Origin of the sequence: Desulfovibrio mangrovi (assembly GCF_026230175.1) — a bacterium.
GTDB classification, from domain to species: domain Bacteria; phylum Desulfobacterota; class Desulfovibrionia; order Desulfovibrionales; family Desulfovibrionaceae; genus Halodesulfovibrio; species Halodesulfovibrio mangrovi.
The window spans coordinates 3,639,192-3,663,469 of sequence record NZ_CP104208.1; the positions used below are offsets into that span (position 1 = coordinate 3,639,192).

General features: G+C 58.7%; 18 protein-coding genes and 1 riboswitch. Of the genes, 10 read left to right on the plus strand and 8 right to left on the minus strand.

Translation table 11 applies throughout. The features are described 5' to 3' along the window. Positions 1 to 24: 24 nt before the first annotated feature. The 5 genes from N1030_RS16290 to N1030_RS16310 all read right to left on the minus strand — a co-directional run bounded on the left by N1030_RS16290 (position 25) and on the right by N1030_RS16310 (position 5,346). The gene (locus N1030_RS16290) at positions 25 to 1,032 is read right to left on the minus strand and encodes an ABC transporter substrate-binding protein (RefSeq protein WP_265826589.1); all 1,008 of its coding nucleotides are present in this window, start codon (positions 1,030 to 1,032) and stop codon (positions 25 to 27) included. Next, positions 1,025 to 1,822 carry an ABC transporter ATP-binding protein gene (locus N1030_RS16295; RefSeq protein ID WP_265826590.1) on the minus strand — a complete coding sequence of 266 codons (798 nt, stop codon included), beginning with the start codon at positions 1,820 to 1,822 and terminating at the stop codon, positions 1,025 to 1,027. Before N1030_RS16295 ends, N1030_RS16290 begins: the two co-directional genes overlap by 8 nt. After that, positions 1,819 to 2,904 (minus strand): FecCD family ABC transporter permease, encoded by a 1,086-nt coding sequence (locus N1030_RS16300; protein ID WP_420842816.1) that lies wholly within the window; start codon positions 2,902 to 2,904, stop codon positions 1,819 to 1,821. The genes N1030_RS16295 and N1030_RS16300 overlap by 4 nt, the downstream gene beginning before the upstream one ends. 32 nt (positions 2,905 to 2,936) lie before the next feature. Then, a complete protein-coding gene (locus N1030_RS16305; RefSeq protein ID WP_265826591.1) occupies positions 2,937 to 3,827 on the minus strand; it encodes a sirohydrochlorin cobaltochelatase in 891 nt (296 codons plus the stop codon). Between the two features lie 188 nt (positions 3,828 to 4,015). Then, positions 4,016 to 4,194: riboswitch (cobalamin riboswitch) on the minus strand. A gap of 54 nt (positions 4,195 to 4,248) precedes the next feature. Beyond that, the gene (locus N1030_RS16310) at positions 4,249 to 5,346 is read right to left on the minus strand and encodes a nucleoside recognition domain-containing protein (protein WP_265826593.1); all 1,098 of its coding nucleotides are present in this window, start codon (positions 5,344 to 5,346) and stop codon (positions 4,249 to 4,251) included. 563 nt (positions 5,347 to 5,909) lie between these two features. Between N1030_RS16310 and N1030_RS16315 the strand changes: the two genes are divergently transcribed. Continuing rightward, entirely contained in the window at positions 5,910 to 8,006 is a 2,097-nt protein-coding gene (locus tag N1030_RS16315; protein ID WP_265826594.1) for an ATP-binding protein, read from the plus strand. 160 nt (positions 8,007 to 8,166) lie between these two features. After that, positions 8,167 to 9,108 (plus strand): chemotaxis protein, encoded by a 942-nt coding sequence (locus N1030_RS16320; RefSeq protein WP_265826596.1) that lies wholly within the window; start codon positions 8,167 to 8,169, stop codon positions 9,106 to 9,108. 403 nt (positions 9,109 to 9,511) lie between these two features. On the opposite strand, the gene N1030_RS16325 is transcribed toward N1030_RS16320, so the two are convergent. Both N1030_RS16325 and N1030_RS16330 read right to left on the minus strand, forming a co-directional pair. Further along, positions 9,512 to 11,242, minus strand: coding sequence for a sigma-54-dependent transcriptional regulator (locus tag N1030_RS16325; RefSeq protein WP_265826597.1), 1,731 nt, complete (start codon positions 11,240 to 11,242; stop codon positions 9,512 to 9,514). Between the two features lie 10 nt (positions 11,243 to 11,252). Next, the gene (locus N1030_RS16330) at positions 11,253 to 12,839 is read right to left on the minus strand and encodes a hybrid sensor histidine kinase/response regulator (protein ID WP_265826598.1); all 1,587 of its coding nucleotides are present in this window, start codon (positions 12,837 to 12,839) and stop codon (positions 11,253 to 11,255) included. A gap of 217 nt (positions 12,840 to 13,056) precedes the next feature. On the opposite strand from N1030_RS16330, the gene N1030_RS16335 reads away from it, so the two are divergent. From N1030_RS16335 to N1030_RS16350, 5 genes are all read left to right on the plus strand, one after another. Next, on the plus strand, positions 13,057 to 15,249 hold the full coding sequence (locus N1030_RS16335; RefSeq protein ID WP_265826599.1) for an RHS repeat domain-containing protein: 2,193 nt from the start codon (positions 13,057 to 13,059) through the stop codon (positions 15,247 to 15,249). A 689-nt stretch (positions 15,250 to 15,938) separates the two neighbouring features. Beyond that, positions 15,939 to 16,274 carry a hypothetical protein gene (locus N1030_RS16340; RefSeq protein ID WP_265826600.1) on the plus strand — a complete coding sequence of 112 codons (336 nt, stop codon included), beginning with the start codon at positions 15,939 to 15,941 and terminating at the stop codon, positions 16,272 to 16,274. Between the two features lie 232 nt (positions 16,275 to 16,506). Continuing rightward, positions 16,507 to 16,584 (plus strand): hypothetical protein, encoded by a 78-nt coding sequence (locus tag N1030_RS17750; protein ID WP_476728715.1) that lies wholly within the window; start codon positions 16,507 to 16,509, stop codon positions 16,582 to 16,584. Positions 16,585 to 16,664: 80 nt separating this feature from the next. Beyond that, positions 16,665 to 17,264, plus strand: coding sequence for a hypothetical protein (locus N1030_RS16345; protein WP_265826601.1), 600 nt, complete (start codon positions 16,665 to 16,667; stop codon positions 17,262 to 17,264). Between the two features lie 6 nt (positions 17,265 to 17,270). Then, positions 17,271 to 17,462 (plus strand): hypothetical protein, encoded by a 192-nt coding sequence (locus tag N1030_RS16350; protein ID WP_265826602.1) that lies wholly within the window; start codon positions 17,271 to 17,273, stop codon positions 17,460 to 17,462. A 213-nt stretch (positions 17,463 to 17,675) separates the two neighbouring features. On the opposite strand, the gene N1030_RS16355 is transcribed toward N1030_RS16350, so the two are convergent. Further along, on the minus strand, positions 17,676 to 18,950 hold the full coding sequence (locus N1030_RS16355; protein ID WP_265826604.1) for a BPL-N domain-containing protein: 1,275 nt from the start codon (positions 18,948 to 18,950) through the stop codon (positions 17,676 to 17,678). A 173-nt stretch (positions 18,951 to 19,123) separates the two neighbouring features. Between N1030_RS16355 and N1030_RS16360 the strand changes: the two genes are divergently transcribed. The 3 genes from N1030_RS16360 (at position 19,124) to cobA (ending at position 24,129) form a co-directional block, all read left to right on the plus strand. Then, a complete protein-coding gene (locus N1030_RS16360; RefSeq protein ID WP_265826605.1) occupies positions 19,124 to 21,772 on the plus strand; it encodes a valine--tRNA ligase in 2,649 nt (882 codons plus the stop codon). Between the two features lie 350 nt (positions 21,773 to 22,122). Beyond that, the gene (locus N1030_RS16365) at positions 22,123 to 22,572 is read left to right on the plus strand and encodes a DUF3795 domain-containing protein (RefSeq protein ID WP_265826606.1); all 450 of its coding nucleotides are present in this window, start codon (positions 22,123 to 22,125) and stop codon (positions 22,570 to 22,572) included. 51 nt (positions 22,573 to 22,623) lie between these two features. Further along, the gene (gene cobA / locus N1030_RS16370; RefSeq protein ID WP_265826607.1) at positions 22,624 to 24,129 is read left to right on the plus strand and encodes a uroporphyrinogen-III C-methyltransferase; all 1,506 of its coding nucleotides are present in this window, start codon (positions 22,624 to 22,626) and stop codon (positions 24,127 to 24,129) included. Positions 24,130 to 24,278: the final 149 nt, after the last annotated feature.

Here is a 24,278-nt window from a genome sequence, read left to right on the forward strand (position 1 = left end):
GGTTCTGTGGGGAGCCGTTCTGCCCTAGTTTTTGCTCAAGGGTGGTTCGGGAAAAGCCCGCGGATGCAGGAAGCGGGCGAGCTCCTCCACGGCTTCCACGGCCCTCGGGCCGGGGCGGGAGAACGCGTGCTCGTCCACGGTAAGCAGTCTGTTGTCCGTTACGGCCCGCAGCGTAACAAAGTGCGGGCGCTCGGCCATGGGGACGGGCACCGGATTCATGGGGCCCGTTTGCATGATATAGACATGCGGGTCCAGCCTGATGAGTTCTTCCTCGTTCAGGCGCACCAGCTTCATGTCGCTTTCCAGTACGTTCCGGCCGCCGGCATGGGTGATGATGTCGTCGACGATGGAGCGTCCTCCGGCTCCGAGCAGGTTCGGGTAGCGTACCTCGAAAAATACTGTGGGGCGGGCCGGTTCATGTGCCACCGCCCGCGTTACTGCGTCAAGGCGTTTTTCCATGCCCGAAACAAGGGCCTGTGCCGCTTCCGGGGAGTCCGTCAGCGCACCGATGCGCCGAATCACGTCAAAGAGTTCCGCAAATGAGGCTGGCTGGAAGAAGGCCACTGGAAAACCGAGTCGCTCCAGAGCCTGCTGGGTTTCGGCTGCCTGTTTGCGTCCGCCCAGTTGCAGAATGCAGTCCGGCCCCAGTGCGGTGATGATCTCCGTGTTGGGGCGCATGTGCGTACCGATGGAGGGAAGTCCTGCGATGCTGGCGGGTTGGGTGTCGGCCTTTGTGCGGGCGATGATGCGGTCTTCAAGTCCCATGGCGGCGAGGATTTCGTTGAATCCGCCGTAGAGGGCAATGATGCGTTTCGCCGGTGCCTGCAGGGTGATGGTCCGTCCGGCATCATCCACGATGGAATGCTGAGGCGCACCGGCCTGTGCGGTCATGGACGAAAGCACAAGGAACAAGGAAAGCATCAGGGCCGACAGCCGCAGAAAAAATTGAACGCGTGGCGCAGGGGAACGTTCGCTCCGGATGGGCGCAAGGCGTTGCGTGGGCTCGCCGTGAGGAAACCGCATGTCAGTCATGGTTCAGCCTCGGTGCAGGCAGGAGCGGAGAGAGGCAGGCCTGCGGCACGCCGGTGACAGGGTGGGAGATGATGTGAATGCGTGTTTCATAGATGTCTGAAAGATGCTGTTCGGTAAAGATATCGGATACAGGGCCGTCCAGCACGATGCGTCCCTCTTTCAGGAAGATGAGTCTTTCACAGTACAGGGCTGCCATGTTCAGGTCGTGGATGGCGGAAATGACCGTGGTCCCTTGCGCATGGCGGGCATGCAGCAGGCGGAAGACTTCCACCTTGCGGGCAATGTCGAGGCCGGATGTGGCCTCGTCCAGCAGCAGGCAGGGCGTCTGCTGGGCAAGGGCGCGGGCAATGAGCACTCGCTGGAATTCACCGCCGGAAAGAGCCTGGGCCGAACGGTGTGCAAGATGCGCTGTACGGGTTTCCTGCATGGCGCCAAGAGCGATGTTTCTGTCTTCGGCGGAGTAGCCGCCCAGAAAGGAAATGTAGGGGTAGCGGCCCATGAGCACGAGAGAAAAAGCTTCCATATGCGGCTGTTCGCCCAAGCGTTGCGGGACAGAGGCTAAACGCTTGGCACGTTCCGTCGCGGCAAGCGTTGCCGCGTCATCATTGGCCAGCCGCATCTCGCCCGATATGGGGGGCAACACGCCGGAGAGCGTGAGCAGCAAGGTGGTTTTTCCGCTGCCGTTGGGGCCCAGCAGGCCGACCATTTCGCCGGAGTGTATGCACAGGTTCACGTCGCGTAGGACAGGTTGGCCGGCGTATCCGCAGGTAACATTGGTCAGGGTGATCATATGGCGTCCTCCCGCATGCGTCGCCTGAGTAGCAGGCAGAAGAAGGGGCCGCCGAGCAGGGCGGTAACCACGCCCACGGGCAGTTCCGCACCTTCCGGCAGAATGGTGCGCGCGGCCACGTCGGACCAGAGCAGGAGCAGCCCCCCTGCAAGACCGGAACTGACCAGAAGCGGCCTGTGCTCGCCGCCCTGCGCCATGCGCATGAGGTGCGGTACCACTAGACCCACAAAACCGATGACGCCGGATACGGCCACTGATGCTCCCGTGAGCATGCTGGCTCCCACAAGCAGCCACAGGCGCACGCGGTCGGCATTCATTCCCAGTTGCCGCGCCTGCGTATCACCGAGGGCGAGGATGTCCAGCTCGCGGGAAAAACGCCAGATGATCAGGCTGCCCACGGCGAACCATGGAAGAACCAGAGTGCACTCGTTCCAGCCGCGCCCCTGCAGGCTGCCCATGATCCAGAAGACGATGGAGGCGACGGATTCCTCATCCAGTGATTTGACCAGTGAAATGAGTGCGGCGAGGAAGGTGGCGACCACCACGCCCGCCAGCACCAGCGATTCGCGGCGCAGCCTGCCGCCGGAACGTCCCAGCATGATGACGGCAAACAGGGCCGTCAGCGCGCCGACCATGGCTGCGGCAGGCAGGGTGCCCACGAAAGGCAGCAGGGGCAGTGTGGCGGAAAGGCCCAGCATGATGACCAGCGAGGCTCCGAAGGCAGCACCGCTGGAGACCCCCAGTGTGAACGGATCAGCCAACGGGTTGCGCAGGATGCCTTGAAATACCGTTCCCGCCATGCCCAGAGACGCGCCGACCAGCAGGGAAAGCACGACTCTGCCCAGACGGATGTCCCAGACTACCAGCGTTGCGGCAATGTCGGCCTGTGCCGGGCTTGCGCCGGTCAGCTTGCCCCACAGCAGGGACAGTACCTTGGGAGCAGGAATATCCACGGGGCCGAAAAGACATGCCGCCACCACCGAGATTATGCAGGCTGCAAGTGCGCAAAGCGCCGTGCGCCTGAATCGGCGGGAGCGGGCGGAGTGCATTGCATGCGTGGTGCTGTCGGTGGTGGCGGTCATAGTTCAGTCGGTTCAGTCGGGTTGAATGCTCGTTACTGATTCAGACGGGAGAATGCGTCCCGCAGATGGTCTACCCATATGGCGGTAATGGCGTCAAACTCACCGGTGCCGCGCAGAATAGTATGCACGGTGAAACCTTCTTTTTCCAGCACGCTCTTCCAGCTTTCCGGTTCAGGGCCTGCCATGTCGTTGCGGGCATGGTCGCCGGCAACGGCCATGAGCGGCATCAGCCATACGGTGCGTGCCTTGCGGGCTTTGAGTTCATTTACCACGTCCTCAAGCGAGGGCGCGCCTTCCACAGTGCCTACAAAGGCGTTGGGCTCAACCTTGGAGAGATAGTATTGCAGGCCGGGGTAGTAGATGTTGGCAGGGTGGTGGGTGCCGTGTCCCATGAGCACCACGGCGTCAGTCTTCTTCCGTTCTGCGGGAAAGGTGGAAACAAGCGCCTTTGCCGCCTTTTCCATATCGTCCGGGGAAGAGAGCAGCGCCTCGCCCAGCGTTACGGTCCGGGTTCCTTTGGGCATGTTGCGGAAAGCCGCCACGGTTCGGATGAGATCATGAAATTCGGCGCCGGGAATGGTGTGCAGCGACTGCACGGCCACGTGGGTAAATCCTTCATCACCCATGCGTGCCAGCGCGGATGCGGGAGACAGCAGGGCCGTGCCTTCATTTTCCTTGATGGTCCGGCGTACCTGTTTTGCGGAATAGGCCCAGCGGATTTCCGTATCAGGGAAGGCCTTGCGGACTTCTTCCTCGATGTTGTCAAACGCGGCACGGGCCTCGGGTACGGTGGTGCCGAAGGCCACGAGCAGAATGCCCTCGCGTTCGGCCCCGTTCTTGCCGTGTCCGGCAAATGCGGGCAGGGCGAGCACGAGAAGCAGCAAGAGCGTTGTCGACCATCTGGTCAGGCGGGAAAGAAACATGAAAATAACCTCCAAAGTGATCTTTGGGGCCGGTTGTGAGGGACGAAACAAAAAAAATCCTTCCACGCATGACGCATGGAAGGAATTCCGTTTTCATTCCGTCCTTGTTCCGCGCTGCAGTAGCCCCGTGCACGCGGAAGATGCCTTCGACCCTGTAAGTGCCCGAAAATGGCGTACGCGAGACAGGGTCGCACCGAAAGGATCAGGCAGGTCTTCCGGCTTGTCCCGCCGTTTCCGGCCTTCCCGGGGAAACCCAGTGGCGCGCGGGGGAAACGGTTTGTATGAGACTTACGGCGGCGGGTCCGCTCCCGACTTGAACGGGATTCCCTGTTAGGCCCCTTGGGGCACCTGAACCGCACGATAATAGGCGAGCCGTCATGTGCGGTCAAGGATTCGCTACGTGCTCGGGGGGCTGACTGTTTCAGGCGAGGGCAAGGTACGCCCAGGTTACGGCGAGCAGGCTGGTGATGCGCAGAAACTGGCTTTGCAGCAGCATGACAAGGCCGAGTTTTGGTGTGAACACACCTGCGTGGGAAGGCAGCTGATGGCGTAGCGCGCGGATGGGCGTAGCGACGATGGTGCCAAGAATGAGGGCCAGGACGATTTGTTGTGTGGTCAGGGTGCCCGCATCCAGTAACGCGCCTGCGGCGGCGATGCCGGATGTGAATTCCGCAGCCACGGAAAAGACAACGACCCCTGCGGCTTCCACCGGCAGGAGGCCGGTGACGGCCCAATGGGAAAATGCATCACGCAGATAGTCGAACGCGCCGGTCTGATTCAGGGCATACATCAGAAAGTAGACGGGGGCCGTGATGGTGATGATGCGCCTGAATCGTTTGCCGAAGGCATCCAGCACCTTTTGCATGGTCGTCTTTCTGCTCTGCGGCATCGTTTCCGCTTGCGGGGTTGCGGTGGCGGAGGTGGAAAGCTGTATGCGGCTCCATGCCAGTACGGCAATGGTCCGCAGCAGGGCGGCAAGGGCATTGATGGAAAGGTAGATGATGCCAGCGGTGCGCGTCATGGGCACCACAATGAAAAAGGTTGTGGGCAGGTGCAGCAGAAAGACGGGCAGGCCTGTGTTTACAAGGTAGGAAAGGCGCATTTCCTGCTGCGTTATCCTGCCGTCCTGCCAGTAGTTCATGAGCATGGTGTTGGCCGTGGTGCCGGAGAAGAAGGCGGCAGTGAAGGCTGCGCCGGACTCGTCGCGCAGGTTGCCGAAGCGCATCAGCGGGCGCACCACGCGGGCCAGCATGGGAGCCCAGCCCATGCCCTCGACGGCAAGGCCGACCAGAAGCCCCACGCCCAGATACAGCAGCATGCGCAATAGCGGGTGTATCAGCTTGGGCCATGCCTTGGCCCAGGCAAGGAGTGCGGGGTCGTGGCGTATGATGAGAACGAGGGCACCTGCGCACAGGGCGAATGGAAGGATGCGGGCAACAATGCCGGAACGTTTCCTGCGCATGCCGGCGGGGCGAGACGTCGTGCTCTCTTTGGGGAAGGACTGGGCTGTGTCGGTCAACGAGATGAACCTTGTTTGGGAAATGTCATCACTGCCGGGAATTATGCCACCACGTATTCCGGCAGGGGCGGGGTATAACGCGATAATCAAAAAGTAACAATGCCGCGTCAACCTGGAAACATGACGTGCATTGTTCCTTGCGGAACGGGAAGGAGTGCTGCGGGCAAGGCAGGGGAGATTGAGAATTATTTAATGTTACAAGCCCGCGCTTGCTGCAACGCGTTGTTAAGGTATACTTGTTCAAGACGAAGTATGGAGAATGTGGTGCGTTTGATCTCGCTCCATCTGGTGTTTCGTTTTGAGGAGTATATCGAGTGAATTGCTTTTTCCGGAAGCCGTTTTTTATCGCAGTCATTCTGTTGCTGCTGGGCGTATGGGGGCCTTTGGGGCTTTGGGCAGCCGAGGACGCCGCTCAGAGAGCAGTGCCACAGGTTCAACGTCTGCAACGGGTTTTGCTGCTCAATTCCTATCATCCAGGCTATCAGTGGTCCGATGGCATAGTGGAAGGGGTTCGGGAAATATTGAGCCAACGGAAGGTTCCTCCGGAGTTGTATGTTGAATACATGGATACCAAGCGGAACGATCTTTCCATCGCCTTTCCGACAACCTATGAAGTGCTGCATGACAAATACGGCAAGGCCTCCTTTGATGCCGTAATCGTTGCGGATGACAATGCCCTGACCTTCGTCCACACCTATCGTGACGAGCTGTTTCCGGATACGCCGGTCATTTTTTGCGGCGTCAATGACTACGAAGACAACCGTGTCCGGCGGCCTTGGCTGACCGGAGTGGTGGAGGCGCAGGATTATTTCGGCATCATTGATCTTGCGCTGCAGATTGATCCGGGTCGCAGTCATTTCTATGTGGTTTCAGACCATACGCTTACCGGCAGGGCCATGTTGAAGGGAGTGCGACAAGTCATGCCACTGTTCAAGGACCGGGCACGCTTTACCGAACTGGTCGGGCCTCCGGTTGCCGAAATGCAGCAGGTTCTGAAGACGCTGCCTGCAGATGCGGTGGTGCTCTACCTTTCCTATTACAAGTTGCAGGACGGAACATTGCTGACCCTGCAGTCCAGCATTGATACCGTGCTGACTTCGTCTTCGGCACCGGTATACTCTCCCGTGCCTGACCATATCCACATGGGGGTTGTGGGCGGTGTCATGCTCAGCGCCCGCCTGCAGGGCGAAGTGGCTGCCAGCTTGTCCGGCCGTGTGCTGGAGGGTGTGAGCCCTGCCGATCTGCCTCTGGTGACAGACAGTCCCAATGTCATCATGGTCAACTACAAGGTATTGAAGCGTTTCAACTACGCCTTGAGCAGGGTGCCAGCCGAAGCGCAGGTGCTCAACCAGCCTTTCTCCATCTGGAAAACACACCGCACCACGGTCATAATCGTGCTTGTTCTGGGCGGATTGCAGTTTGCCGTCATTGTCCTTCTTATCGCAAACATGCGGCGCAGGGTACTTGCGGAGAAGTCCATGAAGGCCGCTCGTGATCTTGTACTGAATATTATCAACTCCATGCCGTCCGTTTTGGTTCACGTGGACAGCGCGGGGAACATCGTCTCCATGAATGCATCTGCGCTTGCCATGGTGGGCAAGGATGAGGATGACATAAAGGGACTGTCGTTGACCGATGTTTTCCCACACCTTGCCCGTCATGCAGAGAGGGTGCTGAACGCCATTGACACGGGAGCAGCGCTCAAGTTGCAGAGAGCCAGCATAGTGCTGGAGGGCGAACCCCGGTATTTTGATATTGAAACCTACCCCCTCAGAGAGCAGGAGATAGGTGAGGGGGGCGGGGCCGTGGTGCGGATAGATGATGTCTCGGATGCCGTTCAGATGGAAACCGTGATTATTCAGACCGAGAAGATGCTCTCGCTCGGAGGGCTTGCCGCAGGCATGGCGCACGAGATCAATAATCCGCTCGGCGGCATTCTTCAGGGGGCGCAGAATATTGAGCGGCGTGTAAGTCCGGGGCTGCCTGCTAATATGAAGGCTGCGGAGAAAGTGGGATGCGACTTGAGTAAGGTGTATGCCTATCTTGAAGAGCGGGGAATACTCAGGTTGTTGCAGGGAATTCGCGATTCCGGCGCCCGGGCGGCGGAGATTGTATCGCACATGCTTGATTTCAGCAGGGGCGAGGCATCGCGCAGAACGCTTGTTGATATGCATAAATTGGTCAACAATGCTCTGGAGTTGGCTCGTAACGACTATGACCTGCGCAGCCACTATGATTTCATGCAGGTTGCCTGCCGTGTGGATACCGAGCCGGATATGCCGCTTGTTCCCTGCCGTAGTTCGGAAATTGAGCAGGTGCTCTTCAACCTCTTCAAGAATGCGGCGCAGGCCATGGCAAGCATGGAAAGGCCGCTATCCGAGGCAGTGCTGAACGTCCGCATTTTCACGCGAGATGGTCAGGCCGTGATCGAAGTGGAGGATAATGGGCCGGGGCTTGATCCCGTGACACGTACGCGGGTGTTTGAACCCTTCTTCACGACCAAGGGGCCGCGGGTGGGTACGGGACTGGGGTTGTCCGTTTCCTATTTTATCATCACGAGAAACCACGGCGGTTCCTTTACCGTGGAGTCCGAGTTGGGCAAGGGGGCCTGTTTTATCATTTCAATTCCTTTGGCAGAGCGTGCAGACGAAGACGTATAGCAATGTATAAAATCTCGGCCTGTGTTTACTGCTGCCGTACGTGGCGTGTATCATTCCGTCTGGTACGTCTCATGGACGTTTGTTCCGGCTGATGATACATTTATGAAGAATCCCGGACCTGCATTCTGCGGGGGGATGCTAACCTTAATCGGATGGTGCCATGTCTCAGACGAATATTCTCCTTGAATCCGGTACCAACGAGCTTGAAGTCGTCGAATTCTTCATTGATGAAGAGGACGGCTACAGGGCTCACTATGGCGTTAACGTTGCAAAGGTGTTGGAAATTCTTCGCAAGCAGCCTGTTACGTCCATGCCGGAAATGCCGCATCCTGCGGTTATGGGAGCTTTCAAGCATCGGGATAATTCGATTGTGCCGCTTATCGATCTTGCGGTGTATCTGGACCGTAATCGAAAGAAGAGTTCAGACCCCAAGGTTATTGTCACGGAATTCAATGAGGTGGTGACGGCCTTTCTGGTGTCTGGTGTGAACCGCATCCATCGGATGAGCTGGGAGGATGTGGAAGCGCCGAGTGAATTCCTGCAGAAGACGACTGGCAACTCCATTACCGGTGTTGTCCGTCTTGAAGGGCGCGTTGTTTTTCTGCTCGACCTTGAAATGATCGTGGCCGACCTTGATGACAGTCTGGCCATCCGCATGGAAGCCCCGACGGCCGATCGTGTCGCAGGAAAGACCTACACCATAGTTCATGCCGATGATTCCGGCAGTGTCCGTGCGCTGGTAAAGTCGCTTCTTGAGGCGAGCAACTTCCGTGTAGTGCAGTTCACCAACGGCCGTGATGCATGGGAATATCTGCAGCGGCAGGCGGCAGAAGCACGCGAAGAGGGTGGCAGTCTTGTGGACAGGGTGCAGGGGATTATCTCCGACATTGAAATGCCGCAGATGGACGGTCACAACCTGTGCAAGCGTATCAAGGAGAATCCGGATATGCGCATGCTGCCTGTGGCGCTATTTTCTTCCCTCATCACCGAGAAGCTGGAGCACAAGGGGACGGCTGTGGGGGCGGATGCCCAGTTCGCCAAGCCGGACCTGCAACGCCTCAGCGAGTTCATGCTGAATCTGCTTGCCGAACGAGGCATGTAGCCGCCTTCCTTCAATACCTTCCAGAAAAACGTAACGCGCCGCTCCGGGCTATCCGGGGCGGCGCGGTATTGTCTGCCCTACGCTTGTCCAGAGTGTAGGGCGTCGACTCTGTCGGGTATCCCCCCCGACAGTTTCCGAAGGCCATTTCCGTACTTTGTCCAACATGTGGAACGGCGCTTCGGCACGGACAGACCGATGTCCTGCCTGCCTATAGTCAAGAAGCGTGCCAGAGTCTGGGAACCCGCATGGGACGGTCTTTTGATATAATTGCGAGTGATTCCTGATATCTTTTGTCGCAGTTAAGTGCACCAGAATGAAACGTTTATGTCCTTATTCCATGATTTGAGAATAGTTAATCCGCTAATTCGGATTAACGGAGAGGGTTCCTGTCTGCAATAGAGGATTAACGCCTCTTTCTCTGCGGTGTCGCGATGTCGTACTTTTTCAGAAGATCATATAGGTACGAGCGGGAGAGGCCGGAAAGTGCGCAGGCTGCAGGGATGTCTCCGTTGCTTTGTTTCAATAGTTCGGTGAGATAGCCAAGGAATGCGGCGTCTCTGAAGGCAAAGAACGGGGGGAGGTTGGGCTGGTCGGCAGGCGTGTCCGATATCGTGGAATAAGAATGAGAGTTGTCCGCAGGAACGGATTGGCTGGCCTGCACGTGGGGCGAAAGAGCCTGTTGCGCGTGGTGCGCTTCCGTGTTCGTCGCCGGAAGTGTGCGGGACCGTCTGTCGAGCTGTTCAAAAGCGCTTGATTCAGGCGTCTCAATCGTGTCGCTGATGACACAGGAGGCCCCCGGTCTGAGCGGAGGAGTGAATGTATCGCCAAGGTCGCCAAACGTATCCGGGGGAGCTGGCTGCATATCCTTGGGGGGCAGCAGCCCGTCGCTGCTGTCGGCCACGGTCAGCCAGCTTTTTGCCGCGTCAGTGCTCCGGGGCAGGGGGGCAGTGATTGAGCTGGCAGCAGCCCGCGCAATACTGATGCGCACATGGTCCGGCAGGTGGCGTGAGAAAAGTTTGGGCTCGTCCTGTGCAGCGAGTACGGCACGTTCCAGCGTGTGGATGAGTTCCCGCACGTTGCCGGGCCATTGGTATTCCTTGAGGGCGGCGTGCAGGTCTGTGGAAATGCTCTTGGCCGGCATGCCATATTTACCGCAGAGTCGACGGATGTAGTGTGCCGAAAGCTCCGGAAGGTCGTCCAGACGTTCACGGAGCGGCGGAATGTGCATGACAACGGTGCGCATGCGGAAGAGCAGGTCGCTGCGGAAGGTGCCCCGCGATACCATTTCCTCGATGTTGCGGTTGGTGGCACAGATGAGCCGGAAGTCGGATGTGATTTCGGCGCGTCCGCCCACGGGGCGGAACCGGTGCTCCTGCAGCACGCGCAGGAAAATTTTCTGCATGGCAAGGGGCAGTTCCCCTACCTCGTCCAGAAAGAGTGTGCCTCTGTGGGCTTGTGCCACAAGGCCGTCCCTGTCCTTGTCAGCACCGGTGAACGCGCCTTTGCGGTGACCGAAAAGCGTGGAGCCCGCCAGTGTTCTGGAGAGGGAGGCGCAATCCACTGCCACAAAAGGCCCGCTGCTGCGCTGGCTGTTGTCGTGAATGGCTCGGGCGAAGACTTCCTTGCCCACGCCGGTTTCGCCGTACAGCAGGGTGGAAGCGTCGGAGGCTGCCGCTTCCGAAACAATATCGAGACAGCGGGTGAGGCCGGGGCTGCCGCCGATGATGGAATCGCGTTTGAGCCGCACCTCGCCGCGTTTGCCGGGCTTGCGTCCCCGGTAATCCAGCGCACGGATGAGCGGCAGCACCATGCGATCCACAGCGCCCTGCTTAGCCACATAATCCCATGCGCCGTTGCGAATGGCACGCTCGGCTCCGTCCGCGGTGGCGGCGTCCGTGATCATGATGACTTCCGGTTTTGCGGGCTGGGTCCGCAGCTTGGGCAGGGTGTCCAGACCGTTGCCGTCCGGCAGGGCAGTGTTCAGAAAGATGATGTCGGCGTTGCGGAGTGAAGGCGTGGAAAGCGCGATGCCCAGAGATTGCGCATGTTCCGCCTGATGACCGAGTCCGGCCACGATGGCGCCGAGAGATTCGCAGAAGGCGGGGTCGGCGTCTATGACGAATATACGTGCCATGTCGGTGGTTCTACTCCTGATTGGTGTCCAGCGCTACTTCCAGAAGATGCAGCATGGCCTGTGAATCCATGGGCTTGCGGGCAAAACAGCATATGCCGGACTCCCGTGCAAGGTCCAGCGTCACGGGGTCTGTGGCCTCTCTGCACAGGGCTACCTTCACATCGGGGTGAATGCCTTTGACGGTGCGTGCCAGTTCCAGTCCGTTCATCTGCGGCATGGCAAAGGCCGTGACGATGAGGTCGAAGGTGGGAGGAGACTCCATGAATACGCGCAGGGCCTCAACGCTGCCGGAAATGGTGTCTATGCGGTAGCCGAGCGGGGCCAGCAGACCGCGCCATTTGCGCAGTTCGCGGGGGTCGGCGTCCACCACCAGAATGCGTTCGCTGCCGAGGCGCGGTGCCGGTGCAAGGGGTTGGCTCTGGTCCACCTCGCGGGCGTGCGAGGGAAGGTACAGGCAGAAGGTGGAGCCGAGTTCGGGTTCGGAAAGCACGGTGATGCCGCCATCATGTGCGCGGGCGATGCCGTGCGCCACGGAAAGGCCGAGGCCCTGTGCGCCGCTGCTGCTCTCTGTGGTGAAAAAGGGGTCGAAGATGCGGGTGGCGATCTGCTCTGTCATGCCGCAGCCGGTATCCTGTACGGTCAGGCGTATGTAGTGGCCCGGGCTCAGGTCGGCACGGAACGCCGCTGTGCGTTCGTCCAGTTCCACATTGCGCAGGCTCACGCTGATGGTGCCGCGTTCGCCCACGGCGCGGATGGCGTTGCTCATCAGGTTTTCCAGCACCTGCCGTATCTGGGTGGGGTCTGCCAACACCGTGTCCGGATGCGCGGAAAGGTCTTCGCGCAGGTCCACCTCAGGCGGGAGCAGCGGGCGCAGATCGTCCAGCGTCTCCGTGATGATGGGAGAGATGGTGACAGGCCGTTTGTCTCCCTCGCGCTGACGGCTGATGGTGAGGAACTGGTGCATCAGCGCTTTTGCCCTGTTGGCCGCGCCCAGCACTTCGTTCAGGTTGCGGCGGGCCGCATGGTTGTCCGGTATGTTGCGCAGCGCATCTTCCGTGTTGCGCAGAATGGGCTGGAGCAGGGTGCCGAAGTCCGCCGCCATGCCGCCAGCAAGAATGCTCACGGCCTCCAGCTTCTGCGACTGCCGAAGCTGTTCTTCGATGAATGTCCGCTGGAACTCGGTTTCCTTGCGCTGGGTGATGTCCACCAGCGTGCCTTCGTAATAGCGGATGGAGCCTTTGGTCGTATAGACGGCGCGGGCGTTGATGAGCGCCCAGATGAGTCTGCCGTCCCTGCGGCGGAACTGCAGCTCGAAGTTGCTGATGTTGCCATGGGATTTGAGTTGCTCCAGCATCTCCAGAAAGCGCGGGGCATCCAGCAGGATAGCTTGTCGATCTTCCGGAAACTGGCGCAGCATGGCACCGGGGGAAGGGTAGCCGAAAATTTTGGACAGGGCAGGGTTCACCAGCAGGAACGTTCCGGTTCTGGACTTGCGGAACATGCCTTCCACGGCGTTGTCAAAGAAGCTGCGTACGTCCTGTTCTTCCCGCTGCGGCATCTGCGGTCGGACTGTGGGCGGTGTGTGGTGCGCTGTCATGCGGGCGACTCTAGCCTTGCCGCGCTGGCATGGCAAGCAGAGGCCTGCAGCCTGTTTGGTATATCCTGTCCACCCCCTGTTGCGCCCCTTCGGTACCGTCTTTTCATCGCCTTCACGCCATGCTCTCGTCGATTGTCCGAAAAAAGCCTGTGATACGGGTTTTGCCTCATGCGGGGCACAGGGCTCCGCTTCACTGCAAGTAACAGGAGGACAGATCGTGGCGAGACATTCTCATCCACATTCAGGCGGAGCCCTTACCCGCATGATGACCACCGAGGAGTGGCTGCGGACAGAGGCCTTTGCGCCGAAGCCCCGTAACGCCGCCATGGCGGCGGCCATGAATCCCGATGTGCCCATGAGCACGGAGGAGTACCTGCGGGCCATGTTCGGTGAACAGGAGACAGGCTGGAAGGCGGCCAACATGGTGGGGCCGTGTGGCGGAGCCGGTCGCACTATGGCGGCGAAACAGGTGGGCGGCAGGGGCACCGCTGCGGCGGGGCGTGCCGTTGCATCAGCAGACGTGCGGCCTTCCGAGGAGCGGGGTGCGTTTGACGTGAGCGGCATGTTCGCGGACGAGTGGGAGACGCAACTCGACGACAACGGCTTGCCCGTGTTTGCGGATCAGGCGGGGTATCGCTCTGCGGGGGCGAAAGGTTCCAACGGTCAGGCAGACTGGTTCAGGGAACTTGTTCCGCAGGGGGATGATGGAGAAGCGGCAGAGGGAGGCAGTGCCGCAGCGGAGGGCGCAGGAAGCACAAATTCCGGCAGCGCCGCCATGCCTCAGGCCGGACCGGACCAGATTCGCGACCTGACGCCGGACTCGCTGCCCCGCGAAGAGTTGCGACGCTTTGCGGTCAGTCCGCAGGGGGCCGCATATGGTGTCGCACAGGGGGGCACCCCCAGCGTGGCCCTGCCCGCCATGCGTCCGGTCTTTGCCGAACTCTTCGTGCAGCGCGATGAGGAAGGTCGCATCACCCGCAAGGTTATGAGCACTCCCTTGGGCAAGGACGTGCGCACCTATGCCTATGATGCAGCAGGGCGACTGGTCGCGAGCGGTGTCATTGTCGCCAAGGGGGAAGCTGTTGCCGCTTCGGTAGGTGACCGGAAGGTGCCTCGTGCTGCCGGAGTTGCGGCGGCAGGGTGTCAGCCTTACGGGCAGGGCTTGGATGTGTCGTATGGTCAGGCTGCGGGCGCAACCGAAATCGTGACTGAGGTGTATGTCTATGGTCTCGCAGGCGAGCGTCTGGCTTCGACCCGCGCTGGCGTTGGCGAGACTCGCTATGTCTATGACGAGGCTGGCCGGATGGTGCAGGCCGGTACCGTGCGCTTCGTGTATGACCAGTCCGGCAGGCTGGCCCGCCGCCTGACCCCCGCCGGAGAAACCCGCTACGACTATGACGCCGCCGGCAACCTCGTCGCCGTGGCCCTGCCCGATGGTCGCGTGATCGAATATCTGCTTGATGCCGCTGGCAGACGCATCGCCAAGTCCGTGAACGGCGTCATGCTGGAAAAGTTCGCGTGGCGCGACGCCGTAACGCTGGAAAGCACCTCCCGCCCCGACGGTTCCGGCCTCTGCCGGTTTATCTATGCACAGGACTCACGCATGCCCGTCTGCATGGAACGCGGCGGCCTGCGCCTCTCCCTCGCCTTTGACCAATCGGGCACCCCCTTTGCGGTTGCCAACGCAAACGGCGATTTGATACAGGCTTACAAACATGATGCATTCGGTAATGTTGTCAGTATGCTGACGCAGGATGTCCGCATCCCCTTCGGCTTCGGCGGCGGTTTGTTCGATGCTGACACCGGCCTTGTCCATCTCGGCTACCGCGAGTACGACCCGCGCATCGGCCGCTTCATCCAGCCAGACCCCCTCGGCTACGCTGGCGGCGATGTTGATGTCTACGGCTACTGCCTTGATGATCCGGTGAACTTGGTGGACCCGTTGGGGTTGGAGCCTGCGGCTGGTGAGGCTGGCAACGGGAATGGCGCGGAGCAGAAAAAGGAATCGGAACCGGCCAAGAAAGTGCCGGATATTACTGAGCAGGGTGAAGAGATTCCTGCTGTTCCGCCCAAGCCTTCTCCTCCCCAGCAAGAGGTGCTCCCCGAAGGTTGGACAGTAAAGAACGGGGTGTACTTCAATGAGAAAGGGGTACCCGTTGGCGAAAAGGGCTTGCAAAAGCCAGCGATAGACCCTGTTGATGTTGTTGCTGGCGTCGGCTCGGTGGCGGCTAAGCCTGCAATACAGGCTGCAAAGGCTGCGGGTATGGCTGTGCTTAGCCATCCTGAATATATGGAGCCTGCCATGGAAGCCATCGGGGGAGCGGTTATTCCTGGTCCTCCTAGTTTAAATTGGGCAAGTATTAGAGGATTCGCAGCTAGCAAAGTTTATGAAATGATTCAGGGAGAATAATTGTGAAAGTGACTCGTGGAGATTGGCTAAATTCATTGGTATTCCTTTTTCTTGGTATATGGCCATTGCTTTCGGGCGACTATTACACTCGTGAGGGGGTGCTTATGTATAGTTGGGTGCCCTATGTTTTGATCGCTGTAGGCATTTTGATTCCAGTCGTTGCCAATAAGCTGCGATCAAAGGGAGACGATTCTTCCCAGAAGTGATTTGTAAGGCCGACGGCTTTGCCGTTGGCCTTTCTTGCATAGTCTACCCTCTCCGCATCCCCCTCGGCTACGCTGGCGGCGATGTTGATGTCTACGGCTACTGCCTTGATGATCCGGTGAATCTGGTGGACCCGCTGGGGTTGGAGGGAGCGGCTGCTAATGAGGTGCGGAGGTCCACAGACCACACCCCTACCGTGGTGCCCGGGATGCCTCCTCTGGATAACCCGGTTATTCGCCAATCTCAGTATCCTGAGGGGGTGCCGGGGGTAGAGCCGAGGCCGGGCGCTACGAAAAGGATTGTTGGGGCATGTGTCGGAGGAGCATCTGGGGCTGCAATAGGGCTTGGCCCTGGAGCTGCCCCTGCGGGCTGTTTGGGTGGCATTGTCAAGCAAGGAATAGAAGAGTTTGTTAACGGAGTACGGGAACAATAATTAGCAATGCGGAGAAGGGGAGCTCCTCTTCTCCGCATTAAGGAAAATCTATATGGATATTGTAACTGGTTTGTTGTCGTCTGCTTCCATGTGGTGCTTGCTTGTGTTTTGGATTGTTAACTATATATTTGAAAAGACTCATAAGGAAAAGTATATAGGGTATGATCAATTTGTGTTTAGAGATTTTACAATGAGAAGATATTGTTTTGCAGTTTTGCTTTTGGCGTTAGGTGTGATCCGTATTTTTTTAGCCGATGAATATGCTGTGATATTTATTCTTATTATTGCTTATGCCCTTGTAAAGGAATTTAAATATAATGGGTCGTATCTGGTTACAAAAGATTCAAGTGTGATGCATAAGATAGAAAGTGGCGTAGTTGTTAATTGATCGTGATTCTACTGTGGCTGAGTTTTGAGTGTTGTGTGGTTTGAGTAACGTCACTGGAGAGGCTAGCAGGGGGATGCAAAAACAAGCTAGTAATGTTGCGGCTGCATAATGTTTTGCATGGAGCTTTGGGCTACCGCAAGCGTAACTAGAATAATAATGGGCCGACGGCGTTGTCGTTGGCCTTTCTTGTATAGCCTACCCTCTCCGCATCCCCTTCGGCTTCGGCGGCGGTTTGTTCGATGTCGATACCGGCCTTGTTCATCTGGGCTACCGAGAATATGACCCAAGCATCGGCCGCTTCGACCAATAGGATTGGCCCGACCCCCTCGGCTACGCTGGCGGCGACGTGGATGTCTACGGCTACTGCCCCGTATCTGCTGGTCTGATCCGGTGAATCTGGTGGATCCGCTGGGGTTGGAGCCTGCGGCTGGTGAGGCTGGCAACGGGAATGGCGCGGAGCAGAAAAAGGAATCGGAACCGGCCAAGAAAGCGCCGGATATTACTGAGCAGGGTGAAGAGATTCCTGCTGTTCCGCCCAAGCCTTCTGCTCCCCAGCAAGAGGTGCTCCCCGAAGGTTGGACAGTAAAGAACGGGGTGTACTTCAATGAGAACGGGGTGCCCGTTGGGGAAAAGGGCTTGCAAAAGCCAGCGATAGACCCTGTTGATGTTGTTGCTGGTGTCGGCTCGGTGGCGGCTAAGCCTGCAATACAGGCTGCAAAGGCTGCGGGTGCTGCGGCAGTTGATGCTGCCAAGGTAGCAATGTCGCCCGCAACCGTTGCAGTTGTTCAGGCCGGAGTGCAGCGAGTGGGTGATAAGACTGCTCAAATGGTGGATAGAGCGAAGGCTGCATACTACGGCAATGCCGAAATGTTGAATAATGCATACGACGTTGCAGATGGGATCAAGAGCCCGATGATAGGTGGTAATCCCGCTCAGCAGTTGGGTGGGGTAATAGGTTTTTCTTATGATTATGCAAAAGATAGCTGGTAGGTTGCAATGCAGATTAAGATGGGTAATGTCGCGTTTGCAGGATTCTTTATTGCAACAGGGATTATTGGGTTAGGAGCCAAAGATCCTCATTTTAAATATAATGGCCCGCCTTTGCCATGGTGGGGGGCATATGTATTTATTGCCTGCGGCTGCATAATGCTCTGCATGGAGCTTTGGGCCGCCCGCAAGCGCAGGTAGATTGGCAGTAGGCCGGTGGTTCTCCATCGGCCTTTATCCTATGGTTTATCCTTTCCGCATCCCCCTTAGCTACGCTGGCGATGATGTGGGCTTATGTGGCTTCCTTCAGTTATTTTTGAAGGTTCAACTCCTATACATCTCCAAACAAAACGGCGTTACCGAATTCCGGTAACGCCGTTTCTTGTTCCATATAATAAGGATAGGCTCTGCGGGTTATTCCCTCGGCAGCAGCAGGTACATGACGCGGTCGATAATTTCCAGCAGGTCCAGATACAGGCCGCCGCTGGCCATGGGGGGGCCGAAGAGGGCGGTGCGCTGGTTCTTCAGGGACTCGCGGGAGACCGTCTCGGGAAAGGTCTTGGAAAGCGTCATGGCAAGGCGCTCCGCCAGCAGGTAGCCTTTCACGCCTTCGTGGAAGAGGCGCAGTTTCTCAAGGAAAGTGGCGGAAACGTCGTTCCAATAGGCCAGCGCGTCTTCGGTGGGTTCTGAAGACACGGCCGAGCAGATGGCGCTGTACAGGTTGTTCAGGTTCGCGCCGGGAATGCCCGCACGCCAGCCGATGAGCCATGCATTGCGCTGGAAGAACAGGCAATGGTTCTTGCCGATGGTGACGATGTCGTCAAAGATTTCTCGTGCCTGCACGAGCGCGGGATCGTTCCATACGGTGGGGGCGTTTTCCAGATTCCACGGCGGCACGGCGGAGCTTGTAGCGGATAAACCGTCAGGGCAGGCCTCGCTTCTGGTCAGCTCGCGGATGATGTGTGTGAGCCAGCGGTTGGCGTCCGGCGAATCCGGCGTTTCCAGATGTGTGTAGCTGAGCACGTAGCGGCCCTTGCCGTAGGTGCCGGAAAGCACACAGGGTTGACCTGTCAGGAAGGTGGGGCGCAGCTTGATGTCGTAGAGCGTTTCCCAGTCGTTGAAGGTGCCGGGGGGCAGGGTGCCCAGCGGCAGGTCGGCAATCCAGAAATCTTCACCCGGCGTGGTGTAGCTGGCCAGCACCTCCACGTTGGTGCCTTCTTCCGGTGCAAATCGGGCAGGCCACCAGATGGGCACAAGCGGCGACTCTCCCAGCGTGGAGGGAATGAGGTGCTGTGCGCCGGAAATATCCGTGCCGATGCTGGCGTGAATGTGGCCACTCACAAAATGCTGCATGCGATCGGTGAATTTGGCGCGACCCCACGGGCACAGGCCAAGGCCGTCAGCACTGGTCAGACCCAGTCCCGCGCCGCCGCAGAAGCCCAGATAACTGCCGCCGTTCTTCACATATCCGCGGATGGCATCAAGGCCCGCTTCACCCAGCGCGTCGGATTTCAACCGCGCATTGCCGCCGGGCACCAGCAGCAACGCGGGCGGCTTGCCAGAAAGCAGTCCGTGGGCTATTTCTTCCCCCCGCACGATGCGATAGGGCAATTGCATGGCTTCTATGGCCCGCCAGACAAGCAGGCCCCAGATGTGGGATTCATCCCATAATATATAGATGCTTGACATTGTTCTTCCGCTCATTAGTGTGTCCGTCTGGCGGACTTGGCCGCTCTGTGCTATCTGGCGGCTTGAAAGTCGGCAGTGTAGCAGCGGGGCGGATCTTACGCAAACCGAAACGCGACACCGGAATCTATCGCCGGTGGCAACATATCGCAATACCATGTTTTTTGGAGAATGACATGTCGGAAAACGCACTCCCGAAGGGATACGAACCTCAGGACGTAGAAGAACGGTGGCGCAACCACTGGGAAGAAAACAAGGTCTTCACACCGGACCCGAACGCCGAGGGAGAGCCCTACTCCATTGTCATTCCTCCGCCCAACGTCACGGGCGCGCTGCACATGGGCCACGCCCTGAACCTGACCCTGCAGGATATTCTCTGCCGCTACCAGCGTCAGAAGGGCAAGAACGTGCTGTGGATTCCCGGCACCGACCATGCGGGCATCGCCACCCAGAACGTGGTGGAACGTCAGCTCGCAAAGGAAGGCAAGGGCCGCCACGATCTCGGCCGTGAAAAGTTCATTGAGCGCGTCTGGGAATGGCGTGAAGACTACGGCAACCGCATCCTGAATCAGGTGCGCAAGATGGGCGCATCCGTGGACTGGACCCGTGAACGCTTCACCATGGACGAAGGTCTTTCCAAGGCCGTGCGCAAGGTGTTCGTGGAGCTCTACAATCAGGGCCTCATCTACAAGGGCGACTACATCATCAACTGGTGTCCCCGCTGTCATACCGCGCTGGCCGACGATGAAGTGGATCACAGCCTTGAAAAGGGTGCCCTGCACTACATCAAGTATCCCCTTGAGGACGGCTCTGGCCATCTGACCATCGCCACCACCCGTCCTGAGACCATGCTCGCGGACACCGCCGTGGCCGTGAACCCCGAGGACGAGCGCTTCAACCACCTCATCGGCAAGCATGTCATCCTGCCGCTGGTGAACCGCAAGCTCATCATCATCGGCGACAAGTACGTTGATATCGAGTTCGGTACCGGCTGCCTGAAGGTGACCCCCGCCCATGACCATAACGACTGGGAACTGGGCCGCAAGCACAACCTTGAGGTGATGAACATCCTGAACGACGACGGCACGCTGAACGAGTCTGCCGGCGCCGACTACGCAGGACTGACCTGCCCGCAGGCACGCACCAAGATTCTGGCAGCGCTGGAAGCTGAAGGCTATCTTGACCATATCGATCCGCATGATCACAACGTGGGCCACTGCTACCGCTGCAAGACCGTGGTTGAGCCTTACGTATCCACCCAGTGGTTCGTGGCCATGACCAAGCTGGCTCCGCGCGCCAAGGCCGCCGTGCCGGAAATGACCCAGATTTTCCCCGAGTCGTGGATCAAGACCTACAACCACTGGCTCGATAATATCCGTGACTGGTGCATCTCCCGTCAGATTTGGTGGGGCCACCGCATTCCTGCATGGGTATGCGCCGACTGCGGCGAGCTGCTCGTGGATACCGATGCGCCCGCAGCCTGCAAGTGCGGCAGCACCAATCTCACGCAGGACGAGGACGTGCTCGATACGTGGTTCTCTTCCGCGCTCTGGCCTTTCACGACCATGGGCTGGCCGGACAAGACCCCCGAACTCGCCAAGTACTACCCCACCTCCGTGCTCGTTACCGGTTTCGACATCCTGTTCTTCTGGGTGGCGCGCATGATGATGATGGGCCTGCAGTTCATGGACGAAGTGCCCTTCAAGCACGTGTACATTCACGCTCTCGTGCGTGACGAGCACGGCAAGAAGATGTCCAAGTCCACCGGCAACGTCATCGACCCCGTGGAAATGATCGAGAAGTACGGCTGTGACTCCCTGCGTTTCACGCTGACCTCCTTCGCCGCCATGGGCCGCGACATCAAGCTTTCCGAAGCGCGTATCGAAGGTTACCGCCACTTCTGCAACAAGATCTGGAACGCCACCCGTTTCGCGCTGATGAACCTGCCCGAAACCGCGCCCGCTCCGGTTGATCTGACCAAGGTGGACCTGCACCACAAGTGGATTCTCTCCCGCCTCGAGGGGCTTAAGAAGGCCACCGAAGCTGCAACCGACGCCTACCAGTTCAACGAAGTTGCCCAGAACCACTACAAGTTCATCTGGAACGAGTTCTGCGACTGGTACCTCGAACTCATCAAGCCCGACATGCGTGCGGGCGGCGAGCGCGAAAAGGCCGCACAGTACGTGCTCTGGATCGTTCTGCAGGAAATGATGGTGCTTCTGCACCCCGTCATGCCCTTCATTACCGCCGAAGTATGGACCGTTCTGCCCGGCATCGATAACCGCGATATCGCCACCATGCCCTTCCCGCCCTTTCGCCCCGAATGCGCAAGCCGCGCAGCCGAAGCGGACATGGAGCTGGTGCAGAACACCATCGTGGCCGTGCGTACCATCAAGGCCGAGCTCAACATCTCGCCTTCCGCGAAGATGGACATGCTCATCCGTACCGCTTCCGAAGAAGTGCGCGGGCTGCTTGAAGCCAACAGCGAAGTGATGCTCTTCCTTGCCCGTCTGAACAGCGTTACCTGCGGTTCGGACGTGAAGGCTCCCAAGGCATCCGCTTCTAGTGTGGTTTCCGGCAACGAAATCATTCTGCCCCTGTCCGGTCACGTGAACTTTGATGATGAACTTGCCCGTCTGGACAAGGAACTCGGCAAGGTGGAAAAGGATCTGAAGGGCGTGCTCGGCAAGCTGCGCAATGAAAGCTTCGTTGCCAAGGCTCCCGCCGAAATCGTGCAGAAGGAAAAGGACCGCGCCGTCGAACTGGAAGAGACGCTGGACAAGCTGCAGAAGCTGCAGAAGCGCTTCCGTGACGCCATGGAATAGAATGTAATGACCGAGCGGCCTGCAATCGCAGGCCGCTCGTGTATTTAGTTCAAGAATTTTGTTGCATTGTTTCGCCTGTGGCGTTTTTAAGCACGCCTCCGGCGGGCAGGGGGATAATCCCCCTGCACCCTGTGATAGCGAGAGAAATTCGTTCGTCGTGTTGTTCCCGGCTTAACAAAGGTTGTTTGGGTGTGGGAGGGGCGGCGTAGTTTGCAGAGGAAATCCTTTCTACACGCGGAGTGTGTGCCAGTACGAAAAAGGGTTTCCAAAGGGCCGGTTGGCCCTTTGGCCAGCGGAGCGAAAAAGCGCCGCAGGCCACATAGAATAGAAACAGCTTCCGGGAGAAGTGTATGCCCATAGCGCCGCGTCATCTGGTCGCCTCCTGCGGGCTGGACTGCTCCCGCTGCATATCCTGCTCGGAAGGCAGAACCGTGGCCCTGTCGCGGGAATTGCTGGCGCTGCTGGGTGAGAATTTTCATGCCTACGCGGCTCGGCTGCAGGGGATCAACCCTGCGCTTGCGGAGTATCCGCAGTTTCGCCGTGTGCTGGAGTCCCTTGCGGAAGAGCGTTGTGCCGGGTGCCGTTCCGGTAAGCGGGTGTGCCTGCCCAGTTGCAATGTTATGGACTGCACCACAGCCAAGGGTGTGGAATTCTGCTTCCAATGTGACGAATACCCCTGTACGAATACGGGGTTGCCCGAGCCGGTCCTCAAGAAGTGGCGTGCGCAGAACGACCGTATGCGCGAGATCGGCATTGACGGATACCTGAGGGAACTCGCGGAAACGCCGCGGTACCCGTAGCTGAATATTCATCGGATCGGGAGTGCTGCCCGATTCATTTGCGGAGGAGCGATGAAAGTTTACCTGATCGGAGCCGGACCGGGCGATCCCGGTCTGTTGACCATAAAGGGCCGCGATGTGCTGAGCGAAGCGGACGTCATTGTCTATGACTACCTCGCCAACAGCGAATTCCTGAACTACGCCAAGCCCGGCGCGGAAATCATCTACGTGGGCAAGAAGGGCGGCGACCACACCCTGTCGCAGGAAGGCATCAACAAGCTCATCGTGGACAAGGCCAAGGAAGGCAAGGTTGTTGCGCGCCTGAAGGGTGGCGATCCCTACATGTTCGGCCGCGGCGGCGAAGAAGCCGAAGAGCTTCTGGATGCGGGTGTTTCCTTTGAGGAAATTCCCGGCATCACGTCTGCCATTGCCGGTCCCGCCTATGCGGGCATTCCGCTTACCCACCGCGATTACGCCTCTTCCGTGGCCTTCATCACCGGCCATGAGAATCCCGACAAGCCGGATTCCTCCCATAACTGGGATGCGCTGGCCAAGGGCACGTCAACGCTGGTGTTCTTCATGGGTATGAAGAACCTTCCCCATATTTCTGAACAGCTCATCAAGCACGGCATGGACCCCAACACGCCTGCCGCACTGGTGCACTGGGGCACGACCACCAAGCACCGCTCCATGGCTTCCACCATTGAGAAGCTTCCCATCGACGGTCCCGCGCAGGGCTTCACCTCTCCTTCCCTCATCGTGGTGGGCGGCGTGGTCAACCTGCGCGAGCGTCTGAACTGGTACGAGCAGCTGCCCCTGCTGGGCAAGAGCGTGGTGGTTACCCGCGCACGAGAGCAGGCCAGCGGCATGGCTGCACAGCTGCGCAAGCTGGGCGCTAACGTGATTCAGTTCCCCACCATCAAGATCAATCCGCTGCCGGATTATTCTGAAGTGCATGCGGCCATCCGCAAGCTGGATGAATACGAATGGCTCATCTTTACGTCCGTGAACGGCGTGAAGCACTTCTGGCTGCAGATGGCTGAACTGGGTCTCGACACCCGTGCCCTCGGCAAGGTCAAGGTGGCGGCCATTGGTCCCGCAACTGCGGACATCCTGCGTGAAAAGGGCATCGAGCCCGACTTCATTCCGGAGAAGTATGTGGCTGAAGGCGTGGTCAAGGGCCTGCTGGAGCGCGGCATGAACGGCTCCAAGGTGCTGCTGCCCCGCGCCATGGAAGCCCGCGAAGTGTTGCCGGAAGAACTGCGCAAGGCCGGTGCCACCGTGGACATTCTGCCCGTGTACGAAACCGTGCCCGCAGGTGAAGCCAAGGACGCCGTGATGGAGCTGCTGGAGAAGGACGAACTGCACTGCGTCACCTTTGGTTCCTCCTCCACCGTAGACAATTTCTTCGCGCTGGTGTCTCCCGATGTGGTCAAGACGCACAAGGCCAACCTCAAGCTGGCCAGCATCGGTCCCATCACCGCCAAGACGCTGGAATCCTACGGCTTCACCCCTGACATTCAGCCCGAGGATTACACCATCCCCGCGCTGGTGGAAGAACTGAAGAAGAATCTGTAGCCGCTACAGGTTATGATGATTGCAATAAGGCCGGAGTTCGCTCCGGCCTTTGTTCATTGTAGCGCTTGAGCCGTGGTGTCGGGTGGTGCCTGCAACCTTTGCCAAACCCGCCGACCTCTGGCAAAGAAAGACGAGAACGGATGCATACT